Raw genomic sequence first — 23,852 nt, forward strand, 5'->3', positions numbered from 1 at the left:
AACCCTATGAATGCGCTCTGGCTGATCCTCAAGGTAATCACCTTCCCGGCTTGGGGGCCGCTCTGGCTGACCTGGAAGCTTGGCAAGTTCCTGCTGGTCCTGGTGCTGGTGTCTGCCGCCTCGGGTTGCGTTACCAACAGCGGCACCATCGACAAGTCGCCATGCGCCTGTGAATTCACCCCATTTGTCATCCAGCACAAGGAGTCCCGCAATGCGTAAGTTCTTCACCCTGACCAACATCATCTGCGTGGGCGTGGTCGGCTTTGCGGCGGCGTCGATCATCTACGTCAATGTCACCAACATCAATTTCAGCTCTACGCCGGAGGACGAAGCGGCGCCGGTAGTCGAGGTGCAAACCGGCAATCCTTTGCTGAAAGCAACCAAAGACGATGTAGCAGGCTGGTTCCCTGGCACCTGCTTTGCCGAGATCTACATGCAAAACCCGTCGTACAACGGCGGTCTGGTGAAAGGCTGCATCGACAAAACCGCGCAGGAGATCAAGGCCCAAACCGGAGCTGCCTTGAGTGCTGAGGACTTCCGGTCGCCCGAAGTGATCTCCCACTTCAAGACCGTATACGGGGCCGGGAATCCATGGCGCAGCTGACGTTACAAGGCCTGGTTGGGGCCACTGATGAAGTAACCACTTCCTTTGTCAGTGAGGTCTTCCCCAACCTGGCCAGCATGGTAGAGCCGCTGGTATGGACTCTGGCGGTGGGCTACTGGGTCGCTTTGGGTCTGCAGATGTACAACGGCCATGTTTCAGTCAAAGGCTGGGATATCGTCAAGCGGGCCATGTTGACCGCCCTGGTGTTTACCTGCCTGAACTGGTCCGCAGGCGGGACGGTTCTTTATCAGGCCTGGGGCGCTTGGACCGAAAGTATCGCGTCAAAGATCATGAGCGGCGGCGTAAGCACGAACTCCATGCTCGATGCGCTTTACGTCGATATTGGCAAGGTCGCCAGTACGCTGATGAATGTCAGCTGGCGGCAGGCAGCGATGATCTTGATGGGGACCGGCCTGTTTGTGCTGAACTGCATCCTGTTTATCGCGGCTGTGCTGAACATGCTGATTGCCAAGTTTGGTGCAGCAATCGTCATGGCGATACTACCGATCATGATTGGCTTTATCTTCTTTGATGCGGTGCGCCAGTGGGCAATGAACTGGTTTAGCAAGATGCTGAACTTCTCATTGATCTACATCCTGTCGATTGCTGTTGTCCGTTTTGGTTATTCCGTGTTCGGGGATGCAATCAAAGAAGTGGCCGCAACGGCAACTGTTACAGATGCCGCCCTGATCACTGCGCAGCAATGGGGCCAGTTGGTGATTGTTGAGGGTGTCATGATCATTTGCATGCTGCAGGTGCGCGGTTGGGCAGCAGCATTGTCATCGGGCGCGGCTGTTGGTGGTTCATCGCTGGTGCTGATGGCACTGCGTACTTTAGGGGTTCGTAAATAATGGACAAACAAGACAAGCAATTTGATAAGGCTGAAAAAGCCCGTCGTAAGCGTGAAGTCGAGGGCAACAAGACTCGCCAAGAGCGTAACCGTTCGCTGTTTTTCCAGGGGGTGCAGGCAGCTGTGATCTTGGGCCTTGGATTCGCCGTGGCAAGCTTGGCGAATTCCAAGACCTACATTCCGGTCGTCACGGTACTAGGAGCTGACGGCGAGGTCCTGAAACAGCGCGTCATCGACCAGGACAACGTTGATCAGGAACAAGCGATCATCGAGAAAACCCTATTCGACATGATCCGCGCATGTGAAACCTTTGACCCCAAACGTAAGCAGCAGTTGTCCGATACCTGCCATACCTACCAGACGCAGCAAGTTGCCCGGGAGTATGAGGAAGTCACCAACCCGGAAAACCCGCAGAACCCCTATGTTCTGCTGGGTGAAAACGATTGGATCGAAGGGCAGCCGTACTTGATGAATAAAGTTGGCGATGAATACCAAGTTTCCTTCAAGTCAATTACCCATAAATGGGGTGACAAGGAACCGGTTGAACGTCGTTACCTTGCAACCATCAAGATTGCGCATACTTTGGTACCCCGTGCCCTTGGGGATCGCTGGGAAAACCCTTTTGGCACGCTGGCCACTGTGTATCGCAAGAGCGAAGAACTGAGCCGCCGGTAATTCGCTGAACTGACAAGGAAACTAATCATGAAAAAACAGTTTGTTTTGCCGACTGCTATTGCTTTGAGTTTGTCTCTTTGCGCATTTAGCACCCATGCCGCAAAGTTGCCGAAGCCGCTTTCCAGTGATAATCGCGTAAAACAAGTGCCGTACGATCCCAACCAGGTTTATGAGTTGGTGGGCACTTATGGCTACCAGACTTCCATCGAGTTTGAAGCTGATGAAATGGTGAAGGTCGTGGCCCTGGGCGACACCATCGCCTGGCAGAGCATGCCATTTCGCAACCGTGTGTTTCTCAAGCCGGTAGAAGACAACGCCGACACCAACATGACGGTGATCACCTCCAAGCGTACCTACTACTTCCAGCTGAACAGCACCAAGGTCAAGTCGGGCCAGTCGTACCTGGTGCGATTCGTTTACCCGAACGCTCGCATCACCTCGTACAACCCCGAGGGGGAAACCCCTGCTGGCAGTACCCCGGTCACCAGCTCGGGCACTCCGGCATCGCCGAACATCAATTACGGCTACTCGGGGGACAAGGAAGCCATCGGCGTGCAGGGCGTGATGGACGACGGTCAGTTCACCAAGTTCCTGATCAAGAAAGGCGCCGATCTGCCGCAGTTCTACCGCGTACTGCCGGATGGTACCGAGGCGATGGTCGATGCTCGCCGTGAAGGTGAGTACATGGTCGTCAAGCGCCTGGCCAGCATGTTCGTCTTGCGCAGTGGTAATGCCTACGTCTGCGTTGAAAACCTGGCCAATCCCTACAAGCGCACCGTAACCCGTGGTGCCCGTGACGGCGGGGGGGCATAAAGATGGCCACCGAACCTACTCAACCTCAAGAAAAGACCCGTGACGAAGAGATCCGCGAGTGGAACGAGTCCAACTCGATGCTCAAGGGCAAGGCAGGCAACAGCAAGCGCAGTGGTATTGCCATTGCGGTAGCCGCAGTGGTCGCCTGTGGCTTCGCGTACATGGTTACCCATGGCGATGACGAAACCGAAAATAAAGACACGCTGAAAAAAGAAGAACTGGTCGCGGCCAGCCCGCGCAAAGTGATGGATCCGCCACCTCGTCGGGAGGCTGCGAAGGTCGCGCCGGTGAGCAATGAGCCGGGCGCGCCGGCAGATACGCCACGTTCGGTCGTTGACCGGCAGCAGCAAGGCGCCGTGAGCGATGAAGAACGACGCCGGCAGCAGCTGGAAATGCAGGCCCAACTGGAGCGGGAGAAAATGCTCGCGGCACGGCAGCGCTCGGCCATTTTCGCGACGGCCAAAGACGAAGGTTTTGACCAAGGGGCAGGGCAGGGCGCCGATGGCCAGCAGGCCAACGGTGGCTCTCTACTGGGTGGCGGTGGTCGTTCTTCACAAGGCCCGATGAATGCAAACGATGCTTTCGCCGCGTCTACCTACAGCGATAGCGTGCCGTTCACCGAAGCCCGTGTGATGGAGAACCTGGGATACAAAGTGCTGCAGGGGGCTGTCATCGAGGCAACCCTGCAGCCCCGCGCTCAAAGCCAACTGCCTGGTCAAATCTGCGCGTCGATTGCACAGGATGTATACGCCGCCGAAGGGCGCCGGGTAATGCTCCCGTGGGGTTCCTTGGTGTGTGGGAGCTACAACGCCAGCTTGAAGCCGGGCCAAGAGCGCTTGTTTACCATCTGGAACTTTGTGCGAATCCCGCGCCTGGACGGGCGCCCTCCGATGGAAATCCCGCTCAACAGTGCCGGTACCGACCAGTTGGGTACCGCTGGCCAGGGTGGCGTGGTCGACAACCACTGGGCGCAGATTTTCGGTGTCGCGGCTGCGGTATCGATCATCGGCGCCGGGGCCTCGAACAGCGGTGTTTCGTCGAGCGATCAGGAGAATTCCTCGTCCCGCTACCGCAGCGAAGTACAGGAAGCCGCCGCCGATTCGGCACAGACCATTTTGGGCCGCTACGCCAACATTCAGCCGACCGTGACTGTCCCGCATGGCTCGCGTGTCGTGATTTATCTGCAGCGCGACCTGGACTTTACCAAGGCATTCGCCAAGCAGGCCGAACGCGCCGAAAGCGGCGGCGTTACCTTCATCAACTGAGGACCGGATATGTCTGAGATTGCATCCTTTCGCACAAAACTGGGTCCGCTTGCTGGCATGTTGGATGACCCGGAAGTGACAGAGATCGCTATCAACGGTCCAGACAACGTATGGGCCGGCTACCGCAGTAGCCGGTTCATGCGTCCGGTTCCGGTTCAAGGTGTAACGCTCCCCCTGATCAAATCGCTGGCCAGCCTGATTGCCGCCCACACTGACCAGGAAGTGAGCGCCTACACGCCAATCCTGTCGGGGCGTATCCCAATCAATCTGGACGACAACGTCCCGGACAACGAGCGGGGCGACTACCGCGTCCAGATCGTCCTGGCCCCGGCTGTTGAGCAGCACATCGGCGGTATCGTCTGTATCCGTAAACCAGGGCGGAAGCAAATTACCCTCGATCAATACGAGGCTTCCGGTGCTTTCGACTTCATCAACCAGCCACGTGATCATGGCCAGTACAGCGATGATCACCTGGTTGAACTGTATCGGGCCAAGCGCTGGAAAGAGTTCTTCAAGGGCATCGTCAAGGCGCGCAAGAACATCATGGTTTCTGCCGGTACCAATGCCGGCAAAACCACTTTCCTCAACGAGTTGCTGCAGCATGTGGACGGCAACAATGGCGAGCGAGTAATCACCATTGAGGACACCCGCGAACTGCGCCCAGCGGGCGGGAACGTGGTGAACCTGATCTATTCGCGAGGTGGCCAGGGCAAGGCCCGTGTCACGCCATTCGATCACCTGGAATCGATTCTTCGTCTGACCCCTGACCGGGCAATTATGGGCGAGCTGCGTGGCGGCGAGGCGTTCCCCTTCCTTGAACTGATGAACACCGGTCACAGCGGCACGATGAGTTCTATCCACGCCGACTCGCCGGATCTCATGTTCGACCGCCTGGCATCAATGGCATCGCGTGGCGGTGCTGACATGAGCAAAAACCAGCTGATCGAGTTCTCCCGGCATCTGATCGATGTCGTTATCCAGTGGGAATACGGCTTCGATGGCCGACGCATCATCACGGAGGTTCACTATGCGAAAGCTGCCTAAGTTCACCCTGGCGCTGCTGGCCAGTGTCTGCGCGTCTGCCATGGTTCATGCCGAAGATGCACAGCCGACCCGGTTTTCCGAACTTGCCGCCAAGTGCGCGCCGACCGTTCACCCGTCCACGCTCAAGGCGTTGATCGGCAACGAGTCTACCTTCAACCCTTACGCAATCGGCGTGGTTGGCACTCACCTGCAGCGGCAACCTCAGTCCTTGAGCGAAGCCATCGCCACTGCCGAGCAGTTGGAACGGGACGGCAAGCGTTATGCCATGGGCCTTGGCCAGTTGCTAGTCACCAACATGCGTGCACGCGGGCTGAGCTATCAGGATGTGTTCGAGCCATGCCGCAACCTGCAGGCCATCAGCAACTTGCTGGTGGAGTATTACAAGCAGGCGCTTACGACCAGTAGTGACAAGCAAGAGGCGCTGTTGAAGGCCTTTTCGATGTACTACAGCGGCAACGAGCTGCGTGGCTTCCGCCCGGATCGACCTGGCGAAATGTCTTACGTCGAGAAAGTGGTTCACCGCGCCCTGAACCCCACTGCTGAGGATCCGATTGTGCCGGCTGTAGAGGGTGCAGAAGGCGCTGAGCCGATTTCCGTGGTTGCAGCTAGCTCCCCTGCCCGAAAAGCGCCGCAGCGCGCTCGTAGGGCCTCTGAACAGCAGGAAGGTCCATGGCTGACCTTCACTGACGACAATGGCCAAGCCGTTGCTGCCGCGAAGACTGAGACTGCCAGCAAGCCGCAGATCCAAGTCCACCTCAACACCGATGCCGAGGCTGATATTCCGAAGCGGGAATTCAAGCGCTTCGATCAGCCTGCGCCACAACACTTTGAACAAGCCGAGGCGCAGCCTGTTGCCGAACAGCAGCAAGCCACCCCGTCATTTGTCCAGATCATCAATTGATTTCTCGCACGCGAGAAAAGGAGTTCGTATGCGCACCCCAATCATGACTTTCCTCGCTGCGCTGGCATTTGCCGGTACCGTGCAGGCGAATGAATTGCCGCAGCCACCAACTAATTACGACTACGGCTCTAAAAGCGATTCAGAAGCTTGTGGGGCCACCCTGTGTCTGCTGGGCATGATCCGCGACGGTGATTGTGACAAGTACGTCACCAAGTACTTCAGCATCATTCGAACGAAAAAAGGAAAATTCAGCCCGTCCAGAACTGCCGAAGCTCGGGGTGACTTTGTTGCCCAGTGCGCTGAGGACCAGGACCGTGCTAAAGCGGCCAATGACAAATGGGGGACCGTACAACGTGGCTTCTAAGTTCACTGCAGTAAGGTCCCTTTCCTTGGCCGTAGCGATGGTGGCCAGCTCCCTGGTTTGGGCTGACCAGGCGCCTGCTTCGTCGGAGCCTGCAGCCGCACCGCTATTGGTCGATGGCGCGCGCCGCATTGAAGTCGGCTTCTCGCCAGAAGGCTCGGCACAGGATCTAGTACTGCGCACCATTGGCGCGGCCAAAAGCTCGATTCGCCTTTCGGCGTACATGCTGACCAGCCCCGATGTGACCAAGGCCTTGATCTCGGCCAAACAGCGCGGTGTCGATGTGGCGGTGGTGGCTGACCATCAAGGCAATCTGCAAGGTGGCGCTGCCCGCGCTGGCCAACATGCGCTGACATTGCTGGCCCGTGCCGGCATCCCAACCCGTACGGTGAAGGCCTACGCGATCCACCATGACAAGTTCATGGTGATTGACGGCAAGGCAGTTGAAACCGGCAGCTACAACTACACCGCTGCAGCTGCCAGAAACAATAGTGAGAACGCACTGGTCGTCTGGAACGACGCCGATCTCGCTGAGCAGTACCTGAACCACTGGCAGAGCCGGTGGGAGAAGGGCCAAGCATTCAAACCAAGCTACTGAGAGGGCACGCACATGGACAAGCAAACTGATCAGACCACCACTTACCAGCTGTTCCAAAAGGGCAGGGAACCGGAAACGTTCACCGACGCAAAGCTGGCGGGCGCAGCCTGGTTCAAGGCCGAGCTTTCCGACAAATCCGTGATGACTGTTCAACAGGGCGGGCAAGCCGCTCGTGTCTTTGCGCAGGTTGGCAAGGAGGGCACGCAGTATTACAAGGATCTGCCGTTCGACAATATGCCAGGCGCTGCAGACTTCAAAGCCTCGTTCAAGGATGCGCTGGAGCTGCGCAAGGCTGAGCAATCCGGCGCGGCCTCTGGTAAACCCGGTGAAGCGATGGCAATGGCCAAGCCAATGGATATGCCGGCCATCAAGGCAGCTGAGCAGGGCAAGACCTACGACGGCAAGATAGTCGCCTTCCACAATAACCAGGTGATTCAGGCCGTCAGTGACGGACAGAAGACTATCCATATTGCCCATGAGCGAGCGGCCTTGAGCAGTGCCAAGGCTGGGTTGTTGCACCAGGGCAAGGATCTGTCGATCCGTTACCCGTTCTCGGGCGTTGGCATCGTGCAAGAACGCCAGCTGCAGCACGAACTAAAAACCCCCTCACACCAACCGAAAGGCTACGGCGGCAAAGGTTTTTGAGTAGTAGCTGAAAAAGGAGAAAGGAGCCGGTAGGCTCCTTTCTTTTTGCCCGATATTCGATATGACTCATGACGAAATCGATCAGCTGCTGTGGCCATTCGAGCCGCTATTCGGTCGCTGGTCGGACGCACAGATCGCCACTGCAGCGGGTGTTAGCATCCACGCGGTGGCAGGACGGCGCCGACGCCTTGGCATTGGGAGCCATCTGCAGGCCTATGACTCCATCTTGGGTCTGTTCACGGATGAGCATGTGGCCCAGCTGGCAGGGGTGGCCAAGCAAACGATAACGGTCAGGCGGTCATCCCTGGGCATTCCGTCGCACCGTGACCAGCAGACCAATCCGCTCGAAGTGTTCGATCCCCTGCTAGGGGTGTTGAGCGATGCAGCGATTGCTCAACTCGCCGGCAGAAGTCCAAGTGCAGTCCTCAAGCGCCGGCGTAAACTTGGAATCACCACGTACCGTCCACGTTCCGATACCCCGCCACTGAAAACCCCGCACAAGGCGGGGCATAGTGGGAAGCTGGCCAGCACCACCAAAAGCGTTTGACTCACATCCTGGGATGCCCGCTGCTCGGGCCTTCCAAGCGAGTACGTTGCTTGCGCTCCAGCGCCTGGCCGTCCGCAACATTCCGCGGTTGAATCGACTCCCTACGCTGCCGCTCGCGTTCCTGCTGCAGCGACAACGCCGTGGTTTTGTCGTAGCGCTTGGCGATTGCTGCCGGCAGACCTTTGATTGAGTCTGCATAGACGCGGGCTTCATGCCGTGCCCGGCTGATGGCCACATACCAAAGGTTCTGCGAGGTGGTGCGGCTCTTGGTGTTGAGCGAGATCATGACGCGATCATTGGTCAGACCCTGAGCGCTGTGGACGGTCGCGGAATAGGCATGTTCCAGGTGCAACGGCTTGTTGGTCGGCAAGCTCACGGTGCGTTCGGGCTGGCCGTTGATCTCCTTGAGCGAAGCCAGCTGCACCACGCCGCCCTCGATGCTGACTACGCGCATGCGGTCGCCGTTGGTGAGGTCCAGCTTGGGATCCTGGCGGTTGATGCGAATGAGGTCACCCACAGACAGCTCGGGTTTCTCCAGCTTGTAGACACTGAGCTTGGTGGCCTGTCTCGGGTTGAACTCGTATCGGTTGCCGCTACGGTCCTTGACCACAAGCACATTACCCGGCAGCGCCTGGTCGACCACATACAGCTCACCTCGTACCAGGCCAGCCCGTTTATAGTCCTTTTCCGGCTGAATGATCATGCCCTGCTTGTAGCTGGGGGCGTACCGACGTTCTGCGTCGGTGGAATCGACACGGTTCAACGTTTCGAACTGTTTACCCTTCCCCAGCAGCCCGAGTGCCTGGCGGGCCATCTGGTTGATTTCCTTCCGGTCCTTGTTGGTGCCGGCAACGATCAATACCTCTTTGCGTTGGTCGGGCGTCAGTGCCATGTAGTCGCGGACAATGGCCTGGTGCCGCTCAGTGGCCGTTCGCAATTCTTCAACGTGTTTCAGGTGATCCAGGGACTTGGTGGGCTTCCCCTCGGCCGCATGCTGCACTGCCAGTTTCAACTCGGGATCCTTCTGCCGCTGGATCTCCTTGATACGTGCGGTCTGCATGCCGTTTTGCTGCAGCTGAGCAAATGGCTTGCCTGCCTCGATGGCCTCGGTTTGCTTGGTGTCACCCAGCTGGATCAAGCGGGCGCCGGATTGCTCGATCTCCCGCATCAGCCGTTCCATCTGGCGGGCGCCCACCACGCCGGCCTCATCGAGAATAACGATGGTCTTGGCATCCAATCCCTTGTTCTTGGTGTGGAAGAAGCTGGCCAGCGTGTGCGCATCCAACCCTTCGTTCTTCAAGGCGGTGACCTGGTTGCCGTACGGTGCCAGGGCAACAACTCTGTACCCTGATCCCGGTTGGGAATCCCGGCTGGCCATCGCGGCGTTCACGGAATCGATCAGTTTGACGGCACGGTCTACCGAGTAGGTTTTGCCGGTACCGGCATCACCCTGGATGCCTACAAATCGATTGTTGGTGCTGACGATCACCTCAACGGCTTGGTATTGGCCAGCCGACAAGGTGGACCCTTCCAGCGCCTTGGCCACCTGTTCCTTGGTCATCAACGGGGTGACCTGGCCACGGCCTGTCCGCTCGATAGCCAGAATGGCTTTCTCGCGCTTCAAGGCCTTCTGCGTCGTATAGCGCTTTTCTGCAGGCTCTAGCGAACCGCGCTTGATAGCCTTGTCTACATACTGACGGGCCTGTTTCTCACTCCAGCCTTTCAGCTCCTGCAGGTGTGCCCGCCAGCCAGCAGGCGACAGTACCGGCGAATCTAAGTCGCCGTTGGGCATGCGGTAGGTCGGCGGAGATTCGATAAGCGTCCCTTGCTTGACCAGGCGCTTGATTTCCTCGTTTACCTGATCAGGGGTAGCAAGGCCGACCGCACGTCGCAAGGCGACGGTGCGCAGGTCATTTTCCCCTACCACTTGCTCACGTTCGGTCAGGTGATTGATGGCGTACTGGACAACGGCCTGCCCTGGCGTGATGCCCTCGGGCAGGCTGTATTCTGCAGGGCTGCCCTTGCGAGGCGCGTATTCGCGATTGTCCAGGTGGCTGCGAGCGCCAAAATCAATGCCCAGCTCGCGAGCTTTGGTTACCCAATATTCTTTGACCAGGTGGCGGTCGCGCTCGTCCTTGCGTGGCCGTGTGGCCATCGCAATGATCTGCTTTTCGAGCGGGGTGGCATCGGCGCGGGTTTTTCCGTCCTTGGCCAGCGCGTCCTCGATCACTTTGGAACGACTGGAAAACGCCTCGATCTGGTCACGCGATATGTGGGCCAGCTCGAAGTTGCCCTGGTTATCCAGAACCCGGATCTCATATCCCAGCGCACGCAGTTCCTGGGCAAGGATGCCCTTGTACATGGCATCGACTTGCGGCTGGATCTTGTAGATATCGTCGTTGCGCAAAGCGCGCCATTTGCCATCCGACCGCCTGGTCATGTTCATGACCACGGCATGCGTGTGCATCTGCGGATCCTTGGCCCGGCTCATTTCATGACGAAACTTGCCTATCACCAAGTTGCCCGAGCGCTCGAGCATGGTTTTGCCGTTCACCTTCAATCGTGTTTGGGCCAGGCGCTCGACTTCCTCCATGCTCTTGGTCACTGCGCGGTCGTGTGCTGCCATCACATCCTTGTCGCCGGCGATCAGCGCCTGCATTGAGACGGACTTAGGAGCCGAGAACGTTAGGTCTAAGCCCATGCGACGGGAGCCTGTTTCCTTGTCGAAGGTCTTAGCCATTCGTTCGCCATTCGGGAGCTTTCCATCGAACAGACGGGCCAGCTCCTTCTGGTCGATAGGCCCCTCCAAACCCAGCAACTCGGCACCGATACCTTGCCACTCGCCGGGGGCTTCCTTGGCGTAGTAGTCATCGGCGTTGGAAAAGTAGCCTGCCGCCGCGTACTGGTTGTCACCCTTGATCAGCGTCACGTTGAACATCGCTTACCTCGTCAAGCTGCTTGGCCAATGACGATTGCCGGCGCCCGCTCTTTGTAATCGACGTAAGGCGTCTTGATCTTGGTAATGGGGAAGTCCTCGGCAAACTTGACGTAGGCTTCCAAGTCATTGAGGTTCGAGATCTCCGAATCCATCACGACCGGTTCCAGCTTGATTTCCTCGGCCCTCGTCATGCGCCCTGCAGTCCAAGACTTGCGGAAGCGCTTGACCTCCTGATTGCCCAAGATTTCCTTGGCCATTTCGGCGTTCTTGGCGTTTGCCGCCGCCAGAATGACGTAGTTACGAAAGCACGACAGCAGCGTGTCCGCGTCGTCCCGGCCATAACTTGCGTTGAGCTGGGACCAGTCTTGCAGACTGCCGACCATGCGCAGGCCATGTTTCCGGCCCTTGGTCGCAGCGGGAACGAAACTCTCCAATTTACCGAGCGATTGCAGCTCATCGAGAAACAGCCACAGACGTTTACCGGTCATTGGCTCGGAGCTGAGGATGGTTGCGCAGATGGTATCGATCCAGGTGGCCACCAGCGGGCGCATGGTGTCGCGCATATCCTCCCGCCAGGTAATGAACAGGTTGCCGGCGTCGGGATCATTCACCCAGCGATAAATCGAAAAGTCACCTTTACCCATGTAGCGAAGAGGGCGGATGTACTTGTTCATCATGAACTGGATGCTTGCGATGGCTTTCTCCGCGTTGTCACGGAAATAGCCTTCGGAGTCGGTGTTCGCCAAGAACGCCCGGATGGTGTCGCCATCTTCGCGAACCAGAAGGTTGACCAGCGTATCTTGGTTGGCGTTGTTCGTTTCCATCAGCTTGCGCATGGTGTCGGACAGTACGTCCCGAGCGTAGGCACACCACTGCTCGTCGCTGGGGTCTACCTGCGGCGGAATGATCGATTTAGCCATGCGGTTGAAATCGTGAACGCCACGGATCTCGTTGAAGATGGTCCAGCCTGCAGAGCGCGCATCAAAGGGATTGAGAATGTAGTCGCCCTTGAAACTGAACTTGGAGTAAAAGGTCCCGTTGGGATCGACCACGGCCATGCGGTCGTTGCGCCGTAATGCCGATGCGATCATGCCTTCCATGGTCACGGACTTACCGGCACCGATGGACGCGCAGATCATGGTGTTGCGGTCTTCTAGGTGCAGCGGCATCGGCAGCTTGCCGACCATGATTGGCTTGGCATTCTCCAACCCCTTTTTGCGGCGCTCACGGTTGGTCTTGGCATTGCGAGCGTTGACCTTGCGCTCCACGAAATGCCAGTTACGAATCCGAGAACCACGCAGCCATTGCTGGAACCGTTCGCCTCTGAACCCGTCGTCGCAGTATTCGTACAGGTAGTAACACAAGCCTGCAGCAACAACCGAGGTGGCAATGGTGGCACCCAGCACTAGAGGTTCGTGCCAGCCGTTGTGCAGTGTTTCTTTGAACGCTGCAGGGAACGGCGCCAGTGGCAGCTGAGCCAGCTGGGTGCCGGCCAACCAGCCAGCGATCGGCAAACCAAAGCCCGCTGTCATAGCGGCGGAATCAACCTCTTGTTTGTGCATCAGTCCTCTCCTGATAGACGTTCAATGTCCTCGGCCAGGTCGGGCAAAAGTGCTGCGAGTGCATCCTCGCTGCTGACCAGGTGCTTGAGATGAGCGCGCAGCTCATTGACCTTGCCCTGTGCCGTTCCTTGACGCAGCAGATAGACCACGATGGCCTGAATGGTTCTGCTCCGTGCCTGTTCCTGGGTGATGGTTTCGAGCAAGCCAAGGATCTGTTGCTGCTCGGCCCAGCTGTCCATATCCACCTGCCGGCCACCTTTGTCTGTGGCCAGCACCCGGTCGCGGATGTAGCTCGATAGGTGCTTATAGCCAGCGAGTGCCGCCGCTTCTTCAACCCTGGACAGCTGCTCGTCGTTGAATCGAATGGGTACTGTTTTGCCCACGTTGCTCCCTCAAATGCACCTTGAAAATTGGGGTTTGACATGCCCAAAGGTAACGCACATTCGCTGTAATGCAAATGTATCACACAAAAACCTTGATTTATCTGCACTGCAAGCATACTTTGTAATACAAACGTATCACGTAGTAAATTCTGGAAAAGCGGCTCAGGCTCAAGGCTGACGCGGCTTCCACCTCCCGCCAGGGAGGTGCGTGTTGTGTATTGAGATTTTGACCCTGTTAAGGGTCGAAATTGATGCTCTTGTTAAGGGCGTTTTTAGTGCCTAGGCCGAAGGCCGTAGCGAGCGGAGGACAAGGGTAGGCAGAAAGGGTGCTGTATGGCTGTAGATTGAGTGCAGAAGGGGTATAGCTTGACTACAGGTAGGGGGTGAGTAGGATACAGGGTAAATGCAATATGGGTGCAGGTAGGGTGCAAAATGGCAGGCAAGGATATCGAGAAGGCACTGATGGCGGTTGAGCCAGTGACAAAGGCAGCGAAAATACGCAAGGTCATGCCAGTGATCGAGAAGCAGCTGAGGGCAGGTGTACGACGCCAGGCGATTCTGGATGTGCTCAAGGAGCAAGGTATCGAGGTCAGTATGGATACGCTCAAGAGCTACCTGTACCGATACCGCAAGGCCCAACGTGGAAACCAGGCAAAGACTGCAAGCCCAGCACCAGTGCCGCAACATTTTGAGGAACCAGCGCGGCAGGTCGAGCCGGAACAGGAAGGAGGTGTATCGTACGATACAGAACCGAGCCATGACGCGGACGAACGGCCCCATTTGGGGCCGGCTGAGTTGAGCAGGCTCATGAATCCCGGGGACGATCAAAACGCCTCGGACTTGGATCGATATGAAAGCGCAGCGCGCAGCAGAAGGAAACGCACATGAGAACCGTCACCGTGAATTTCACCGGCAACTCCGGAAAAACCACACTCTCCGATAACCTGCTTTGGCCCCGTATCGGCGGTCTGCGGTTTGCAATTGAAACCATCAACGCCGGTGCGTCGGACACCGCAGCCGAAATTGAACGCCTCAAGGGCAAACAGTTTGGCGAACTGTCCGAGGTACTGCTGACCGAGGACAAGGTTGTGGTCGACGTTGGCGCATCCAACGTTGAAGACTTCTTCAAGTTCATGGGCCAGTACGACGGCTCCCACGAAGATATCGATTACTTCCTGGTGCCGGCAGTGCCGGAGAAAAAGCAGCAGGTCGATACCATCAACACCATCAAGACCCTGGCCGCGCTCGGCGTGCCGGCGAAAAAGATCTTGGTCGTCTTCAACAAAGTCCAGATCGATGATGCCGACGATATCGGGGTTTGGGGAGCAATGGAACCGAAAACCAACGTAAGCCCTACCAACGCTTTTCGGTGTCTTCTTCCCAGGCGCCCATCTCGACAAAACAGTTGCGCATGTCGGCCTCCTGGCTGATCTCGGTCAGCAGGTCATGCACGCTCTTGTCCAGCTCATCGTCGCTCCGATACGGAATGGTCAACTCATAGTGGCCGGCATCCAGCCGCTTCATGCCATAGGGCTCCAGGCAGTAGCGCTCAATGTTCTCCGTGGCCCGCTTCCGGCCGCGCACGAACTTGCTGTTATTCACCACCGCGAGGCGCAGGGTGACGGTGGCCACCCGCTCGGCGGCGGGCGGCTCTGCCGGCGACGCGGCCGAAGGCTGCTGGTCGCGTGACCTGGCGCTCTTCTGGTACGCGCCGATCTCGACACCACGGTGGCGCAGGTAGCTGTACAGCGTGCTCTTGGAGATGTGCAGCTTCTCGCCGATCGCGCTGACGCTCAGGCGACCTTCGCGGTAGAGGGTTTCGGCCGCCATGGCGGTGGCCTCAGCCTTGGCTGGCAGGCCCTTGGGACGGCCACCGATCCGGCCACGCGCCCGTGCGGCCGACAGACCCGCCTGAGTCCGCTCGCGGATCAGCTCGCGCTCGAACTCCGCCAGCGAGGCGAACAGGTTGAACACCAGGCGGCCTTGGGCGTGGGTGGTGTCGATGGGGTCATTCAGGCTCTGTAAGCCGACCTTGCGCTCTGCCAGCTCGCCGACCAACTCGACCAGGTGCTTGAGGGAACGCCCAAGGCGATCCAGCTTCCAGATCACCACGGCATCACCCGGCCGCACGTTGGCCAGCAGTTTGTCCAACTCCGGCCGGGCGCTTTTCGCGCCGCTGGCGATGTCTTGGTAGATGCGTTCGCACCCGGCCTGTTTCAGGGCATCGACTTGTAGGTCGGCTTTCTGATCCCGAGTGCTCACTCGCGCATAACCGATCTTCATCAAAAGTACTGTTTACTCGACTACGTTAGTAATAGTTGAACTTTGATTAAGCGTACCAGTTATTTGAACCGTAGCGCGGGGAGCTTAACGAACCGAGCTGTCGTTTTCAGAAGACGGCTGCACTGAACGTCAGAAGCCGACTGCACTATAGCAGCGGAGGGGTTGGATCCATCAGGCAACGACGGGCTGCTGCCGGCCAATAGCCGACAATGACGACACTGGAAATCCCCGCCTGTGAGCGTCGGCTCAGGGCGGGACAGCGTCATCCAGCTACCTGCGCCACTGACTCAGCCTTGTCCAGCCGGCCGCGCCGCACGAACAGACTGACCAGCCGTTGACGGATCGCCACCTGGAGTTCCGCCAGTTGTTCCGGCGTGATGCGAATTTCACCCGCTCGACGAGCGCAACACCGGCGCCGCCTACGCCAAGAACCGGCGAATCGAACTCAAACTCACGAACCGCTGAGCGCCGCGTCACCGCGCTGCTGCGCCAGCCAGTCGCGCGGGGCGCAGCCCATGCGCACGCGGAAGGCGCGCGCCAGAGCGTTCGGGCTGCCGTAGCCGACGCGGTCGGCCACCACCGCCACCGGCCGCCCCTGCTTGAGCAGGGTGCAACTGACGTTCATCCGCCAGTCGGCCAGATAGTCGCCCGGCGTGACGCCCACCGCGTCCTTGAACGCGGCGGCGAAGCGCGCGCGTGACATGCCCGCCTTCGCCGCCAGCGCCTCGAGCGACCACGCGGTCTGCGGCGCATCGTGCATGGCGGTTATGGCGCGCGCGAGTTTCGGGTCGGCCAGGCCCGCCAGCAGTCCGGTGGCGCCAAGCCGCCCATCCATCAGATAACGCAGCAACTGGATCAGTAGCAACTCGTACAAGCGGTCGATGGCGGCCTGCCGACCGCACTGGTCGCGCTCGGCTTCGGCAAACAGCAACTCTAGCGTCGGCCCGAGGCCGGGCAAGTCCGCCAACGGAATCAGCAGCATCGACGGCAAGGCCATGGCCAACGGATTGCCCGTCGAAGCGCCCAGGTCGACCTCCGCACACAACAGCTCAGCGGTATCGCCGGGGGCGGCGACAAAACGATGCGACGCCACGCGCGGATAAAACAGCAGGCTCGGCTCGGTAACCAGCAGATCTTCATGCACGGGCGAACGCGCCGTAATCGGGCCGCGCCGCACCAGATGGATATAGCCATGCGGCGCCGCGTAATGATGCTGCCCACAGAAGGCGCCGCTGTGAAAAACGCGCGCCGAAAGCGAGTAGTGCCGGAGCAAGCCGGCCAGTCGATCCGCCATTCCACTCTCCATATAAGACGATAGGTTACGTATTTGATACTTTACGTGCCATATCGTACCAAACAAAGGGCGATCATGCCCACGTGCTCTTGCACCTCACCCACTACGGAGATAGACATGACCCAAATCGCCCCCCTGACCATCGACACCGCTGACGCCGCTACCGCTGCCACACTCAAGGCCGTCAAAGCCAAGCTTGGCATGGTGCCGAACCTGTTCGCCACGCTGGCCCACGCGCCGGCGGCGCTCAATGGCTACCTCGGCTTGTCCGAAACGCTGGGCACCGGCCGCCTGAATGCCTCCCAGCGCGAGATCGTTGCGCTCGCTGCCGGTCAAGCCAATCGCTGCCAGTATTGCCTGAGCGCACACACCCTGATCGGCAAAGGTGCCGGACTGTCGGCAGAGGCCATCGCCGCGGCCCGCACCGGCCAGGCGGCCAACGCACTTGACGATGCAATCGCCGGCTTTGCCCGCGCGCTGGTCGAGCAACGCGGCGTGGTGTCGGCCGACGCCATGGCCAACTACCGCCGCGCGGGGCTCGACGACGGCCTGATACTGGAAGTGATCGCCAACGTCGCGCTGAACACGCTCACCAACTACACCAACCACATCGCCGACACCACGGTGGATTTCCCCGTGGTCGCCGTCTGATCTCCATAGGCATATAAGGAGAACACGATGAAAATCGCACTCACCGGCGCTCTGCTCGCCAGCGCCCTCGTCCTGCCACTGGCCGTCACGGCCGGCGACTTTTCGCCCTATGTGGGGTCGTCTCAGAAAACGGAAAATAAAGCACTCTAAGAGTCGCTAACACCACTGCCCAAGAGACCCGCATGAAGCAGTTATGCTTCATGCCCTCATGGCAAGACAACCCGTTAGCAAAGAACTGTGGCTGCAGTTGCAGCCCCTGATCCCCACCTTCACTCCCTCCGCCAAAGGTGGCGCACGCAAGCTCGCAGTGAGCGATGAGGCCGCCCTCAACGGCATCTTGTTCGTGTTGCATACCGGCATTCCATGGGAAGACCTCCCACAATCCCTTGGCTATGGCAGCGGCATGACTTGCTGGCGGCGACTTCGGAATTGGAGCGCAGCAGGGGTTTGGCAGAGGTTGCACCAGGCCATGCTGATGCGTTTGCGTGAACACGACCAGATCGATTGGAGCCGGGCCAGTATTGATGGCTCTTCGGTACCAAGCCCCCGGGGGGCCAGGAAACAGGCCCGAACCCCACCGACAGAGGAAAACTCGGCTCCAAGCGGCACATCGTCGTAGACGCCAGAGGCATCCCGCTGGTGGTTCTTGTCAGCGGGGCGAACAGACATGACTCCATGATGTTCGAGCGGTGCTTGGATGCGATCCCTGGCGTTGCAGGCCTGCAGGGTCGACCTCGCAAGCGACCAGCGAAGCTGCATGCTGACAAAGGCTATGACTACAAACGCTGCCGTGCCCATCTGAGGCAGCGAGGCATATCCAGCCGCATTGCCAGGCGCGGCATTGAAAGCAGCGAAAGGCTGGGCAAACATCGCTGGGTAGTGGAGAGGACGCACGGATGGTTTGCTGGCTTTGGCAAACTGCGAATCCGCTTTGAAAGGCGCCTTGACATCCACGAAGCGCTTTTGAAGTTGGCAGCCGCGATCATCTGCGCACGCTTCGTGGATAGGTGGTGTTAGCGGCTCTAAGCCGATGGCGTAGGTGGCACTCATCGTGTCACGTGCGGGCAAGCAGCTTCTCGCCATCGGGGCGCAACTCGCCCTTGGGCGAAATGTGCCGGTACAGGGTCTGCCGTGTGATTCCAAGCTCCAGACACAGGTCACCCACCTTGGTTTCTGGCTGGCCCATCGCGGCCATGGCCAGCCGCAGCTTGGCTGCGGTCATCTTGAACGGACGCCCGCCCTTTCGACCGCGCGCCCGCGCCGACGCCAGGCCGGCAATGGTGCGCTCGGCAATCAGTTCGCGCTCGAACTCGGCTAGTGCCGCAAAGATGCCAAAGACCAGCTTGCCAGCTGCCGTCGTGGTGTCGATGGCAGCGCCATGTCCGGTCAGCACTTTTAGCCCGACACCGCGCCCGGTCATATCGTGCACGGTGTTGATGAGGTGACGCAGGTCCCGACCCAGCCGGTCGAGCTTCCAGACCACCAGCGTGTCACCTGGCCGTAGCGCTTTGAGGCATGCGACCAGACCGGGGCGGTCCTCGCGCTTGCCGGACACCTGATCATCATAGAGGTGGGCCGGATCGACGCCGGCAGCAACCAGCGCATCGCGCTGCAAGTCCGTCCCCTGGGTGCCGTCAGCCTTGGATACCCGCATGTAGCCAATTTGCATATTTTGTCCTGTCACATATACGTTCGATTATGTGACAGTTTGCATCGGGAAGCTCTGCACGTCAAAATTTGTCACTTAACCCGTCATTCTGTCTAAGGCATGCAAAGGGTAGGCTAGGCTCATAATGTGACAGAAATTCCGGGGGGATGCCTTCCTTCGCGAAGGTGGCGCGCAACTGTTCCAAGGAAGCGGGGTCGCGCCGACCATAGGAAGCCAACGCGAACAGCGAGCGTGCCGTCTCGGGGTTGTGTCGTGCTTCAATGATGGCCTCATCAATGGCCTGGATTGCACGCTGCCAGTGATCGACGGGTTCGGGCTTCGGCGCTTTCGCCGGCAGGCCACTGGTGAACCCGGTTTGGGGCTCGGACCAGAATAGCTTTGCGTGCTCGCCTGGCGGGCTTATATCCCTCACCTCAATCAAGCTGATTGCCGTTGCCGCCGCCTCCAGCATCTGCAACCGTACTGCCGGGTTCAGGGTTTCATACGGTCGCCACAGACTTTGCCCAGCACGCAGCGGATGCCCGCAGCATTCCCAGATTTGGCGGAGATACCCCGCGTAGGTGCCGCACGTCGAAAGCGGGGTGTTCAGCTCATCGGGCAGCGTGCGTAGCAGCCTAAACCACAATCCGGCGTGGATGCGTCGGCGCGGCAACTCCACGTGGCCGGTCGTCAGTGCCTGCCAGGTACGCTGGTCCATCGCCGCAATCGCGTCGCTGGCAGTGCGCGGTTCGGCGTCGGCGTTCTCCCAGCCGAGAAACCGCCCTGGCACGCCCCAATAGGATTCCAGCCAGCAGCCATGCAGTGGGCAGCTCAGCATCAGGGGCAGCTTCCACGCGAGCAGTACGGCTTGGTTCTCCGGATCGTTCAGGCAGAGCGGACAGGCGCGGTGTATCGGTTGGGTGGGCAGCCAGGCACGCCAGCTCGTGATGGATCGCGTCTTACGGCGGAGTCTCGGCAGCAGTACCGAGAGCTGGAACGCATAGGTTTCCAATGCGGCTGGAATCTGATCATCAAGGCTGTCCAGTAGCCAAGGCACCCAGCCGGCGAAACTCATGCAGCGCAGCCGATCCAGCTCGATACCGCTCCGCTGGGAGAGCATCGCCAGCAGCGCCAGTGGTGGCGCGGTGTCCAGGTCATCAACCTGGCCGTGACCAAGATCGTGCTCCAGCAGCTCGGACACTTCCATGTGATAGCAAAGGGCCACGCGGTTGAGCCACGAAGACAGGGCTTCGGCTTCCCTGGGTGCCGGATGCAGTGGCCAGCGTGGCGCTGGCTTCACATCAGTTCCCGCTCGAATTGCCGCCGCCGCTCGCTGGGACCGGTGTAATCGGCCATGCTGAGCGTGCGGTGGTTGATCGCTTCCTCACTACTCTCCACGGCGGCCACGGCCGCCGCCATCAATAGGTGCGCCAGCTCGCCAATAGTGCCCTCGCTGCGCGTGAGCAGGTAGCGAGCCATGTCCAGCGTGGCAATCGACGAAGGTCGCCGCAGCGGGAGCGAAGCCGCGAAGCTGGCCAGCAGTGAACAGCAATCGTCGTTGGCCTCCCACACCGGCAGCATCATCGGCTCGAAGCGATTTTCCAACTGGTCATCCGAGCGGATGGCCAGGTAGGCGTCGCGTGTGCCCACACCGACCAGCGGGATGCGCAATTCGTTGCCGAGGAAGCGCAGCAGGTTGAGGAATTCCCGGCGGTTGACGCTGTTGCCGGCCAGGACGTTGTGCAGCTCGTCGATCACCAGCAAACGCACACCGAGCTTGCGCAGCAGTGTCAGCGCCAGTTGCTCTATTTCCGGCAGCCGTGGGCGCGGTCGCAATGGTGCTCCCATCGCCGCGAGCAGCGCGACGTAGAAGCGGATCACCGATGGCTCGGACGGCATCTGCACGACCAATACCGGGATGTGCTCCTGGTCGGCGTCGGAGCTGGCCGGGTGGGCGCGGCGGAACTTCTCGACGATCATCGACTTGCCGTTGTTGGTTGGACCGACCAACAGCAGGTTGGGCATGCGTTGTTTGTTTGGCCACGTATACAGGGCTTCCAGCCGGTTCAACGCCTCGACTGCTCGCGGATAGCCGATCCAGCGGTCGGCGCGAAGGCGATGGATGCGCTCGTCCGCCGGGAGACGGGCCAAGCCCTGGGCCGCCGGCAGCAGGTGGGACAGGTCGATGATGGGATATTCGTCCACGGCTACCACTCCTCAATCTGGTCGAACGGTTTGGCAGGTGGCTGGTTGTCCGCCTGCGGGTCTGCCATGTCCGTGTCCGCTGGTGGCGTGGTTTTGACAGGTTGTTCCGTTGACTTGAGATGCTGGCGTCGATCCGCGTCGCGCCGCGCCTTGCGCGTGGCTTTCTGCGCAGTGGTCACGATTTCGCGCATCTGCCCGATCATGCGGAACAGCGCCGACTCATCCACCTGTTCGCGCCCTTGCTGCCGCAATTTCGCCAGCGCCTGCCGTTGTTCCCAGAGGGTGACAGCCGGGTGCGACAAGGTACGGTATGGAATTTCCAGATAGTGCTGCCCCTCCGGCTCCAGCACCCAAATGCGGCTGATGTCGCGTGGGTCGCGCCGGATCAGGAACGCAGGCAGGCGGTCGCGCCGAGCTATCCACGGCTTGAGCGCATCGGCGTAGTAGTGGATGTGGTCGATGACGAAGCCAGTGCGGGTCAGGGTGCGGCGGAGGACGGGCAGGAAATCGACCAGAAAAGCCGTGGTGCGAGTGATGACGGTTGGAACGCCGGTACGCGCGACAGCTTCGGCCCAGCGTGCGGCCGGCGGTTGGAGCAGGCCGTTGTGCACGGAGCCGTGATAGGTGCCAACCGCCAATGCGAGCCAGCGTTCCAGCTCGCGCAGTGTCAGGGCGGCCATCTTCTCGGAGGCGTATTCCCCGCGCTGGTCAGGGTTGGAGAAGGTCGTCCCCGGCAATTCGTCGTGGATCATTTGCATCGCCGTGCCGATGATCCGTTCCACGATGCCGCCATAGTGCGGCTGCCCGAGAGGCCGATAGTCCAACCGGATGCCATGCTGCTCGCAGCCACGGCGTAGCGCCTCGCTCTTGAATTCGGCCGCGTTGTCCAGGTAGAGCAGCGCGGGCTTGCCGCTCATCGGCCAGTCCATTTCCACGTCCAACCTTTCCAACCAAGGGCGCTTGTCGCAACCGGCGTGTGCGAGGCACAGGCCGACCGAGACGGCAGATGGCGCTTCTAACGTGACCACCATGCCAACCACGCAGCGGGTGAACACGTCGATGGCGAGGGTCAGGTACGGACGGCCAATCGGTTGCCGGTCGCGCTCGTCCACCACGATCAGGTCGATGACTGTGTGGTCGATCTGTACCTGCTCCAGCGGTGCGGAGACTGGCGGAGGAACACCGCCAACACCTTGCAGGATGCGGGACGCATCCTGGCCTTCCCGAAGTCGAGTGGTCTTGAGTGGATCAAGGCTGGCGATCCGCAACGCGACCGTGTTGCGCGCCGGCATCCGCAGCTTTTGCAGCTTGCACACCCGCGCAACTTCACGGTGGAACGCCGCCAAGCTGCGCTTCTGCTTGGTCAGGAAGCGCTTTTGCAGTAGCTCGCGGATGATTCGTTCGACCGACTCCGGCAAGCGGCCTTTACCTTTGCCACCGCTCGACTGTCCAAGAGCCAAATCAGTGACCAGCCCCGAACCTTGCCGGGCACGGCGGATCAGGACGTAGACCTGCCGCCGGGACAGACCCAGCGCCTGGGCTGCTGCGTCGGCCGCTTCATGCCCGACCGTCTCCGACTGCGCCAACGGCCCAATGATCTCCGCGCGGCAGCGAGCACGCTCCCATGCCTGTTCTGACAGGGTGGCTACGCCGCGCTCGGCAATCGGTACGGTATCGGTCGCCATGCTCGCCTCGCTTTGGTGCACACGAGTATTGAGCATAGACGAGTTTCGTGCAGAGGAGTCCTGATATCGGGCTGTCAGGAGCCGTATGCACAGCAGGCTTCATGTCTCGTTGATTGGTGCAGTCGTCTTCTGAAAATGACAGAGCCATTCCTCGATAGAGTTCGGCAAAACCTTCGTTTTGTCGAACCATTGCATCGCCCTTTGTGATTGGCGTATAAACACACAAACACCTATTAGCGGAGAACGCTATGAATACCATTCGCTGGAATGTCGCCGTCTCGGCCGACACCGACCAGTCGCTTCGGATGTTTCTGGCCAGCCAGGGCGGCGGCCGTAAGGGCGACCTGTCGCGCTTCATCGAAGAAGCGGTACGGGCACACATCCTGGAGCTGAGCGCTGAGCAGGCCAAGGCCGCTAACGCCCATCTGAGTGAGGCAGAATTGACCAACGCGGTTGACGAAGCGCTCGACTGGGCACGTAAGCGCTGATGCGGGTCGTGTTGGATACCAACATCCTGTTCAGCGCCCTGATCTCGCCACATGGCGCGCCCGATGCGATCTACCGTGCCTGGCGGGCGGCGCGTTTCGAGGTGGTGACCTCGCGGATGCAACTCGATGAAATTCGTCGAGCCAGCCGCTATCCCAAGCTTCAGGCCATCCTACAGCCCGCCAAGGTGGGCGCCATGATCAATAACCTGCAACGGGCTGTGGTACTGGAGCGCCTGACCATCGAGGTCGAAGCCGATGATCCGGATGACTCGTTTTTGCTGGCCATGGCCTTGGCGGGCGATGCGGACTACCTGGTAACCGGTGATCGCCGCGCCGGCCTGCTGCAACGCGGGCACATCGAACGCACGCGGATCGTCACGCCCGCCGTGTTCTGCGTCGAGGTGCTGTGATC

General features: G+C 59.7%; 28 protein-coding genes. 19 read left to right on the top strand and 9 right to left on the bottom strand.

Annotation, left to right across the window (positions count from 1 at the left end):
- The first annotated feature begins 6 nt into the window (after positions 1 to 6).
- The 12 genes from LU671_RS25715 (at position 7) to LU671_RS25770 (ending at position 8,303) form a co-directional block, all read left to right on the top strand.
- Positions 7 to 219: a hypothetical protein gene (locus tag LU671_RS25715; RefSeq protein ID WP_028691934.1), complete on the top strand. Its 213-nt coding sequence runs from the start codon at positions 7 to 9 to the stop codon at positions 217 to 219.
- Positions 212 to 604 carry a hypothetical protein gene (locus LU671_RS25720; protein ID WP_028691935.1) on the top strand — a complete coding sequence of 131 codons (393 nt, stop codon included), beginning with the start codon at positions 212 to 214 and terminating at the stop codon, positions 602 to 604. The genes LU671_RS25715 and LU671_RS25720 overlap by 8 nt, the downstream gene beginning before the upstream one ends.
- Positions 592 to 1,455 (top strand): type IV secretion system protein, encoded by an 864-nt coding sequence (locus LU671_RS25725; protein ID WP_028691936.1) that lies wholly within the window; start codon positions 592 to 594, stop codon positions 1,453 to 1,455. Before LU671_RS25720 ends, LU671_RS25725 begins: the two co-directional genes overlap by 13 nt.
- The gene (locus LU671_RS25730) at positions 1,455 to 2,129 is read left to right on the top strand and encodes a type IV secretion system protein (protein WP_028691937.1); all 675 of its coding nucleotides are present in this window, start codon (positions 1,455 to 1,457) and stop codon (positions 2,127 to 2,129) included. The genes LU671_RS25725 and LU671_RS25730 overlap by 1 nt, the downstream gene beginning before the upstream one ends.
- Positions 2,130 to 2,156: 27 nt before the next feature.
- Positions 2,157 to 2,942 (top strand): TrbG/VirB9 family P-type conjugative transfer protein, encoded by a 786-nt coding sequence (locus LU671_RS25735; protein ID WP_028691938.1) that lies wholly within the window; start codon positions 2,157 to 2,159, stop codon positions 2,940 to 2,942.
- A 2-nt stretch (positions 2,943 to 2,944) separates the two neighbouring features.
- The gene (locus tag LU671_RS25740) at positions 2,945 to 4,207 is read left to right on the top strand and encodes a TrbI/VirB10 family protein (protein WP_028691939.1); all 1,263 of its coding nucleotides are present in this window, start codon (positions 2,945 to 2,947) and stop codon (positions 4,205 to 4,207) included.
- 9 nt (positions 4,208 to 4,216) lie between these two features.
- Positions 4,217 to 5,251 carry a P-type DNA transfer ATPase VirB11 gene (gene virB11 / locus LU671_RS25745; protein WP_028691940.1) on the top strand — a complete coding sequence of 345 codons (1,035 nt, stop codon included), beginning with the start codon at positions 4,217 to 4,219 and terminating at the stop codon, positions 5,249 to 5,251.
- On the top strand, positions 5,235 to 6,152 hold the full coding sequence (locus tag LU671_RS25750; RefSeq protein WP_028691941.1) for a lytic transglycosylase domain-containing protein: 918 nt from the start codon (positions 5,235 to 5,237) through the stop codon (positions 6,150 to 6,152). The genes virB11 and LU671_RS25750 overlap by 17 nt, the downstream gene beginning before the upstream one ends.
- Positions 6,153 to 6,180: 28 nt before the next feature.
- On the top strand, positions 6,181 to 6,516 hold the full coding sequence (locus LU671_RS25755; protein ID WP_028691942.1) for a TrbM/KikA/MpfK family conjugal transfer protein: 336 nt from the start codon (positions 6,181 to 6,183) through the stop codon (positions 6,514 to 6,516).
- A gap of 25 nt (positions 6,517 to 6,541) precedes the next feature.
- Complete coding sequence (locus LU671_RS25760) at positions 6,542 to 7,111, top strand: phospholipase D family nuclease (protein ID WP_231115633.1); 570 nt, start codon at positions 6,542 to 6,544, stop codon at positions 7,109 to 7,111.
- 12 nt (positions 7,112 to 7,123) lie between these two features.
- Positions 7,124 to 7,756, top strand: a complete 633-nt coding sequence (locus LU671_RS25765) for a KfrB domain-containing protein (RefSeq protein WP_028691944.1) — start codon at positions 7,124 to 7,126, stop codon at positions 7,754 to 7,756.
- Positions 7,757 to 7,817: 61 nt separating this feature from the next.
- Entirely contained in the window at positions 7,818 to 8,303 is a 486-nt protein-coding gene (locus tag LU671_RS25770; protein ID WP_028691945.1) for a hypothetical protein, read from the top strand.
- Between the two features lies 1 nt (position 8,304).
- Here LU671_RS25770 and mobF read toward each other — a convergent pair whose 3' ends face one another.
- From mobF to LU671_RS25785, 3 genes are read right to left on the bottom strand one after another with little or no spacing between them, the layout of a single operon-like run.
- Positions 8,305 to 11,241 carry a MobF family relaxase gene (gene mobF / locus LU671_RS25775; protein WP_028691946.1) on the bottom strand — a complete coding sequence of 979 codons (2,937 nt, stop codon included), beginning with the start codon at positions 11,239 to 11,241 and terminating at the stop codon, positions 8,305 to 8,307.
- An 11-nt stretch (positions 11,242 to 11,252) separates the two neighbouring features.
- Positions 11,253 to 12,803 (bottom strand): type IV secretion system DNA-binding domain-containing protein, encoded by a 1,551-nt coding sequence (locus tag LU671_RS25780; protein ID WP_028691947.1) that lies wholly within the window; start codon positions 12,801 to 12,803, stop codon positions 11,253 to 11,255.
- Complete coding sequence (locus tag LU671_RS25785) at positions 12,803 to 13,186, bottom strand: hypothetical protein (RefSeq protein WP_028691948.1); 384 nt, start codon at positions 13,184 to 13,186, stop codon at positions 12,803 to 12,805. The genes LU671_RS25780 and LU671_RS25785 overlap by 1 nt, the downstream gene beginning before the upstream one ends.
- A 432-nt stretch (positions 13,187 to 13,618) precedes the next feature.
- Here LU671_RS25785 and LU671_RS25790 point away from each other — a divergent pair, with 432 nt between their 5' ends.
- Positions 13,619 to 14,074 carry a hypothetical protein gene (locus LU671_RS25790; RefSeq protein WP_028691949.1) on the top strand — a complete coding sequence of 152 codons (456 nt, stop codon included), beginning with the start codon at positions 13,619 to 13,621 and terminating at the stop codon, positions 14,072 to 14,074.
- Positions 14,071 to 14,616 (top strand): StbB family protein, encoded by a 546-nt coding sequence (gene stbB, locus LU671_RS25795; RefSeq protein ID WP_232857345.1) that lies wholly within the window; start codon positions 14,071 to 14,073, stop codon positions 14,614 to 14,616. The genes LU671_RS25790 and stbB overlap by 4 nt, the downstream gene beginning before the upstream one ends.
- On the opposite strand, the gene LU671_RS25800 is transcribed toward stbB, so the two are convergent.
- The gene (locus LU671_RS25800) at positions 14,540 to 15,469 is read right to left on the bottom strand and encodes a recombinase family protein (protein WP_003150544.1); all 930 of its coding nucleotides are present in this window, start codon (positions 15,467 to 15,469) and stop codon (positions 14,540 to 14,542) included. The two genes, stbB and LU671_RS25800, sit on opposite strands and share 77 nt — an antisense overlap.
- Before the next feature lie 451 nt (positions 15,470 to 15,920).
- Positions 15,921 to 16,763 (bottom strand): helix-turn-helix transcriptional regulator, encoded by an 843-nt coding sequence (locus LU671_RS25805; protein WP_047306875.1) that lies wholly within the window; start codon positions 16,761 to 16,763, stop codon positions 15,921 to 15,923.
- A 117-nt stretch (positions 16,764 to 16,880) separates the two neighbouring features.
- Here LU671_RS25805 and LU671_RS25810 point away from each other — a divergent pair, with 117 nt between their 5' ends.
- The 3 genes from LU671_RS25810 (at position 16,881) to LU671_RS25815 (ending at position 18,431) form a co-directional block, all read left to right on the top strand.
- Positions 16,881 to 17,414, top strand: a complete 534-nt coding sequence (locus LU671_RS25810; protein WP_020309197.1) for a carboxymuconolactone decarboxylase family protein — start codon at positions 16,881 to 16,883, stop codon at positions 17,412 to 17,414.
- A 27-nt stretch (positions 17,415 to 17,441) separates the two neighbouring features.
- Positions 17,442 to 17,564 (top strand): hypothetical protein, encoded by a 123-nt coding sequence (locus tag LU671_RS29490; protein ID WP_256213827.1) that lies wholly within the window; start codon positions 17,442 to 17,444, stop codon positions 17,562 to 17,564.
- Positions 17,565 to 17,622: 58 nt separating this feature from the next.
- A protein-coding gene (locus tag LU671_RS25815; RefSeq protein ID WP_099421609.1) for an IS5 family transposase occupies positions 17,623 to 18,431 on the top strand; the annotation gives its coding sequence in 2 pieces (ribosomal slippage) (positions 17,623 to 17,953 and positions 17,953 to 18,431; 810 coding nt in all).
- 37 nt (positions 18,432 to 18,468) lie between these two features.
- Here the strand turns inward: LU671_RS25815 and LU671_RS25820 are convergent.
- The 4 genes from LU671_RS25820 to LU671_RS25835 form a co-directional block, all read right to left on the bottom strand.
- Entirely contained in the window at positions 18,469 to 19,083 is a 615-nt protein-coding gene (locus LU671_RS25820; protein WP_047306878.1) for a recombinase family protein, read from the bottom strand.
- Positions 19,084 to 19,144: 61 nt separating this feature from the next.
- The gene (locus tag LU671_RS25825) at positions 19,145 to 20,338 is read right to left on the bottom strand and encodes a TniQ family protein (RefSeq protein WP_205301790.1); all 1,194 of its coding nucleotides are present in this window, start codon (positions 20,336 to 20,338) and stop codon (positions 19,145 to 19,147) included.
- Between the two features lie 20 nt (positions 20,339 to 20,358).
- Positions 20,359 to 21,267, bottom strand: coding sequence for a TniB family NTP-binding protein (locus LU671_RS25830; protein WP_011494285.1), 909 nt, complete (start codon positions 21,265 to 21,267; stop codon positions 20,359 to 20,361).
- A gap of 2 nt (positions 21,268 to 21,269) precedes the next feature.
- On the bottom strand, positions 21,270 to 22,952 hold the full coding sequence (locus LU671_RS25835) for a Mu transposase C-terminal domain-containing protein (RefSeq protein WP_011494284.1): 1,683 nt from the start codon (positions 22,950 to 22,952) through the stop codon (positions 21,270 to 21,272).
- Between the two features lie 248 nt (positions 22,953 to 23,200).
- Between LU671_RS25835 and LU671_RS25840 the strand changes: the two genes are divergently transcribed.
- Positions 23,201 to 23,440, top strand: coding sequence for a ribbon-helix-helix domain-containing protein (locus LU671_RS25840; protein WP_003089107.1), 240 nt, complete (start codon positions 23,201 to 23,203; stop codon positions 23,438 to 23,440).
- On the top strand, positions 23,440 to 23,850 hold the full coding sequence (locus LU671_RS25845; protein ID WP_003150546.1) for a putative toxin-antitoxin system toxin component, PIN family: 411 nt from the start codon (positions 23,440 to 23,442) through the stop codon (positions 23,848 to 23,850). The genes LU671_RS25840 and LU671_RS25845 overlap by 1 nt, the downstream gene beginning before the upstream one ends.
- The last annotated feature ends 2 nt before the right edge of the window (positions 23,851 to 23,852 follow it).

It is taken from the genome of Pseudomonas sp. NMI760_13 (genome assembly GCF_021283245.1).
GTDB classification, from domain to species: domain Bacteria; phylum Pseudomonadota; class Gammaproteobacteria; order Pseudomonadales; family Pseudomonadaceae; genus Aquipseudomonas; species Aquipseudomonas peradeniyensis.

Coding starts and splice junctions, on each gene's coding strand:
- LU671_RS25750 (WP_028691941.1), top strand. CDS start 5,235: ATGCGAAAGCTGCCTAAGTTCACCCTGGCGCTGCTGGCCAGTGTCTGC.
- LU671_RS25845 (WP_003150546.1), top strand. CDS start 23,440: ATGCGGGTCGTGTTGGATACCAACATCCTGTTCAGCGCCCTGATCTCG.
- LU671_RS25725 (WP_028691936.1), top strand. CDS start 592: ATGGCGCAGCTGACGTTACAAGGCCTGGTTGGGGCCACTGATGAAGTA.
- LU671_RS25820 (WP_047306878.1), bottom strand. CDS start 19,083: ATGCAAATTGGCTACATGCGGGTATCCAAGGCTGACGGCACCCAGGGG.
- LU671_RS25765 (WP_028691944.1), top strand. CDS start 7,124: ATGGACAAGCAAACTGATCAGACCACCACTTACCAGCTGTTCCAAAAG.
- LU671_RS25740 (WP_028691939.1), top strand. CDS start 2,945: ATGGCCACCGAACCTACTCAACCTCAAGAAAAGACCCGTGACGAAGAG.
- LU671_RS25840 (WP_003089107.1), top strand. CDS start 23,201: ATGAATACCATTCGCTGGAATGTCGCCGTCTCGGCCGACACCGACCAG.
- LU671_RS25810 (WP_020309197.1), top strand. CDS start 16,881: ATGACCCAAATCGCCCCCCTGACCATCGACACCGCTGACGCCGCTACC.
- LU671_RS25835 (WP_011494284.1), bottom strand. CDS start 22,952: ATGGCGACCGATACCGTACCGATTGCCGAGCGCGGCGTAGCCACCCTG.
- LU671_RS25715 (WP_028691934.1), top strand. CDS start 7: ATGAATGCGCTCTGGCTGATCCTCAAGGTAATCACCTTCCCGGCTTGG.
- LU671_RS25730 (WP_028691937.1), top strand. CDS start 1,455: ATGGACAAACAAGACAAGCAATTTGATAAGGCTGAAAAAGCCCGTCGT.
- virB11 (WP_028691940.1), top strand. CDS start 4,217: ATGTCTGAGATTGCATCCTTTCGCACAAAACTGGGTCCGCTTGCTGGC.
- LU671_RS25800 (WP_003150544.1), bottom strand. CDS start 15,469: ATGAAGATCGGTTATGCGCGAGTGAGCACTCGGGATCAGAAAGCCGAC.
- LU671_RS25805 (WP_047306875.1), bottom strand. CDS start 16,763: ATGGCGGATCGACTGGCCGGCTTGCTCCGGCACTACTCGCTTTCGGCG.
- mobF (WP_028691946.1), bottom strand. CDS start 11,241: ATGTTCAACGTGACGCTGATCAAGGGTGACAACCAGTACGCGGCGGCA.
- LU671_RS25720 (WP_028691935.1), top strand. CDS start 212: ATGCGTAAGTTCTTCACCCTGACCAACATCATCTGCGTGGGCGTGGTC.
- stbB (WP_232857345.1), top strand. CDS start 14,071: ATGAGAACCGTCACCGTGAATTTCACCGGCAACTCCGGAAAAACCACA.
- LU671_RS25790 (WP_028691949.1), top strand. CDS start 13,619: ATGGCAGGCAAGGATATCGAGAAGGCACTGATGGCGGTTGAGCCAGTG.
- LU671_RS29490 (WP_256213827.1), top strand. CDS start 17,442: ATGAAAATCGCACTCACCGGCGCTCTGCTCGCCAGCGCCCTCGTCCTG.
- LU671_RS25780 (WP_028691947.1), bottom strand. CDS start 12,803: ATGCACAAACAAGAGGTTGATTCCGCCGCTATGACAGCGGGCTTTGGT.
- LU671_RS25755 (WP_028691942.1), top strand. CDS start 6,181: ATGCGCACCCCAATCATGACTTTCCTCGCTGCGCTGGCATTTGCCGGT.
- LU671_RS25735 (WP_028691938.1), top strand. CDS start 2,157: ATGAAAAAACAGTTTGTTTTGCCGACTGCTATTGCTTTGAGTTTGTCT.
- LU671_RS25770 (WP_028691945.1), top strand. CDS start 7,818: ATGACTCATGACGAAATCGATCAGCTGCTGTGGCCATTCGAGCCGCTA.